The organism is Brevibacillus sp. GCM10020057, from assembly GCF_042683565.1.
Taxonomy (GTDB): domain Bacteria; phylum Bacillota; class Bacilli; order Brevibacillales; family Brevibacillaceae; genus Brevibacillus.
Window position 1 is genome coordinate 1 of record NZ_JBHUJW010000008.1, and the last position, 1,839, is coordinate 1,839.

Consider the following 1,839-nt stretch of genomic DNA (forward strand, 5'->3'; position numbering starts at 1 on the left):
TTTCTCGTGATGAACCTGGAACGCCGCTTGCGGCTTCTTTTCGTCTACATTTTCAACATGCTGCTGAATCGTACCACGTACAGACAATTCGCACTGTAACGAATCGTTCAGCAAGCCCTCATTAGTAAAATTCGTGGTCCTCAAAACAGGGATTCCGGTTCCAGCCTCGTCCTCATCTCCCCATTCACCAGTCAAAGGCTTTTCAATAATTTCATATAACTTACTCACCGATAAGCCCCCTCAGTTCCTCCATCTTCGCTGCAATATCCAGGTTCAGCTTATCCAATCGCTCCATAATCACCCCAGGAGCATCATACTCCACTTTCTCATACACAACCTCTTTATAACGATTGATCGACAAATCATACCCGTTTTCCTCAATAGCAGACTTGTCCACCAAAAAACTCTGCTCCGTCGGCTTGCGATCCACTTCTCCTGCGAGATTGTGAAAACGCGACAGAATATCAGGGATATCATTCTCCTCAATCGGCGAGCGTTTATCATCCAAAGAATATCCATCCGCTTTCATATCATAGAACCAGACCTTGTTCGTCCCGCCAGCACCGGTCTTGGTAAAGATCAATACAGCCGTACTCACTCCAGCATACGGTTTAAATACCCCGCTCGGCATGGAGATGACGGCCTCCAGTTGGTGGTTTTCCACCAACTCTTTGCGCAACGCCTTATGCGCTCTGGTCGTTCCAAACAATACCCCGTCTGGTACGATACACGCGCAACGCCCACCTTTGCGAAGCATCCGCAAAAAGAGCGCGACAAACAACAACTCGGTCTTTTTCGTATCACAAACAGTCTTCAGATTGTCGTGGATACTCTCCGCATCCACGGTCCCCGTAAATGGCGGATTGGCAAGGATCATATCGTAAGCCGCAGCGATATCATTTTGCTTGGAAACACTGTCTACGTAATCAATATGCGGATTCGTAATCGAGTGAAGCATCAAGTTCATCGCGGACAGGCGCAGCATCGTACGGTCTGTGTCCAACCCGGTAAACATATCGCTGGAAAAATGCTCCCATTGCTCACTGGTCATTTCCGATTCGTACGTTTCCCGGATATATTCAGCAGCCGAGACCAGAAATCCCGCTGTACCGCAAGCTGGATCACAAATCTTGTCATTAGGGGTTGGAGCGAGCAGTCGCACCATCATGTCACGGATGTGCTTCGGCGTACGGAACTGTCCGTTTTGACCCGCTGTAGCCAGCTTGCCCAACATATACTCATACAGGTCGCCTTGCATGTCCAAATCCTTGATGTCGTGCTCATACAGCTCGTCCAATCCGGTAATGATCTTTTGCAGAATCTGCGGCGTCGGAATCAGAAACATCGCATCTTGCATATAGCGAGAAAAGGCAGACGTATTTTCCCCATTCATCGATTTGATAAAGGGAAAAACCTTTGTGCCGACAATGTCATATATTACACGAGCGTCTTTGGTCTTGAACTTGCTCCAACGCTTGGACTGTCCATCTTCATCCTGCGGGAAGATCTTTGGCATTTTCTGACCGCTTAATGCTTCAAAGCTTTCCGTTTCCAGTTCCTTTTCGTCCAGGGAGCGAATGAACATCAGGTATGTAAGCTGCTCGATTACGGTCAGTGGGTTGGTAATCCCGCCAGCCCACATATCCGTCCATATTTTATCTACCTTGTTGCGAATTTCTCCTGTTAGCATCGTGTTTTGCTCCAATCTATATTAAATATTAAGCTCTTCACCGTAAAACGTGCTTGATCTCCCTCTATCGCAGTTTTTCGTAGTTATGTAGCCGGTTTACACTCCAGTCTAATGCGAATCTTGAATCTCTCTAGATTGCGGTAGCCGTA

Annotated in this window: 2 protein-coding genes; both read right to left on the minus strand. The window is 47.4% G+C overall.

What is annotated here, in order from left to right:
* Positions 1-228: restriction endonuclease subunit S domain-containing protein (locus tag ACFSO0_RS03010; RefSeq protein ID WP_376876097.1), on the minus strand; the 228-nt coding region annotated here is incomplete at its 3' end.
* Entirely contained in the window at positions 221-1,690 is a 1,470-nt protein-coding gene (locus ACFSO0_RS03015; RefSeq protein ID WP_376876100.1) for a type I restriction-modification system subunit M, read from the minus strand. The genes ACFSO0_RS03015 and ACFSO0_RS03010, both read right to left, overlap by 8 nt.
* Positions 1,691-1,839: the final 149 nt, after the last annotated feature.

Excerpts from the sequence above, each read along its gene's own strand:
- ACFSO0_RS03015 (WP_376876100.1), bottom strand. The coding sequence starts at position 1,690 with ATGCTAACAGGAGAAATTCGCAACAAGGTAGATAAAATATGGACGGAT.